The sequence below is a fragment of the Clostridium sp. DFI.5.61 genome (genome assembly GCF_024462915.1).
Classification (GTDB): domain Bacteria; phylum Bacillota; class Clostridia; order Oscillospirales; family Oscillospiraceae; genus Lawsonibacter; species Lawsonibacter asaccharolyticus.
Genome location: NZ_JANGBZ010000118.1, coordinates 1 through 1,261 on the forward strand (window position 1 = coordinate 1; position 1,261 = coordinate 1,261).

The window sequence follows — 1,261 nt, forward strand, 5'->3', positions numbered from 1 at the left end:
CCCCCCCCCCCCCCCCCCCCCCCCCCCCCCCCCCCCCCCCCCCCCCCCCGCTCCTTCTTTTAGGGCGGCAGGAGATCGTACATGCGGACACCCTCAGCTCCCCTGCTCCGGGGCGGCGGAGAGGGCGTCCAGCACCTGCTGATAGACATCAGCGCCATACAGGGACAGCAGATATTCCTCCACCAGCGGGCAGACCTTCTCCCGGGCGCGGGCCCGCTCCTCCTCTGACACAGGGCGGACCTCCATGCCCTCCCGCTGAAAGATATCCTGGCACTCCTCCAGATAGCGGGCAGTTACCTCCACCATCTCCCGGCAGGTATCCTCCGCGGCCTGCCGGAGCAGGGCCTGCTGCTCCTCCGTCAGGCTGCGGCACACCTCCAGATTGAGATAAATGGTCTCCAGATATACCTTAAAGTTGATGGGGATCAGGTATTTCTGCTGCTGGTGGAAGTTGTAGCTGCGCACCAAATAGATGGGGTTCTCCTGGGCATCGGCCAGCCCCTGCTGGAGGGCCAGGTAGAGGTCCTGGATGGGGATCTCTACCGTCTGCGCCCCCAGAGCCTCCCAAAACCGCCGGTCCAGGGAGGAAGAGGGGATGACGCGGACCATCAGGCCGTCCAGCTGGCTCAGGTCCTCCACTGGCCGGCTGGAGGTGAGCACCCGGCTGGAGGATGGCAGCACCCCCAGGACGAGGGTGTCCCCCGCCTGCTGGCAGATCAGATCCCACAGGGGCTGACCTGGGCGCAGAGCCTGGCTCACCTCATCGGGAGTGCAGCCGGTGAGAGTGGGGAGCCAGGTGGCGATGGAGGAGACATCGCTGGGGCCGGCCCCGATGCGCATGTCCACCGCCCCGTTCTCAAAGTACCACCGCCCGTCGTCCAAATTGCCCAAGGAGTCTTCAGGGTAGATCTGGATCTGGAGCTGGCCCTCGGAGGCCTCCTCCACCTTCTCCTTCAGGAGCTGGGCAGCCTGATCGGTGAGGCTGCCCGCGGGCGAGGAGTGGGTCAGAATCAGACTGCGGGGCTCTGGCTCTCCGGGCGTTCCGCCGGATGCGGGGACGAGGCGGTCAAAGAGATAGGTCCCCTCTCCCCCGCCGGCACAGCCGGCCAGTATGGAAAAACTCAGTACAGCCGTCACTAAGACGGACCAGCGTTTCATACCTCTCCCCCTCCCCTGCCGGCCCATTCGGTCGAAAATTCCGGGAAAAGGGGGGGGGGGGCCACCCCCCCCCCTACGCAGGGCGCGGGCCCCATAGGGAGAC

Annotated in this window: 1 protein-coding gene; it reads right to left on the reverse strand. The window is 66.4% G+C overall.

Annotated features, from left to right (window positions below; translation table 11 throughout):
• Positions 1-93 precede the first annotated feature (93 nt).
• Positions 94-1,158 carry a TRAP transporter substrate-binding protein DctP gene (locus NE584_RS19290; protein ID WP_256183542.1) on the reverse strand — a complete coding sequence of 355 codons (1,065 nt, stop codon included), beginning with the start codon at positions 1,156-1,158 and terminating at the stop codon, positions 94-96.
• Positions 1,159-1,261: the final 103 nt, after the last annotated feature.

What these genes read in the sequence shown, in the direction of transcription:
- NE584_RS19290 (WP_256183542.1), bottom strand. Translation starts at nt 1,158, where the DNA reads ATGAAACGCTGGTCCGTCTTAGTGACGGCTGTACTGAGTTTTTCCATA.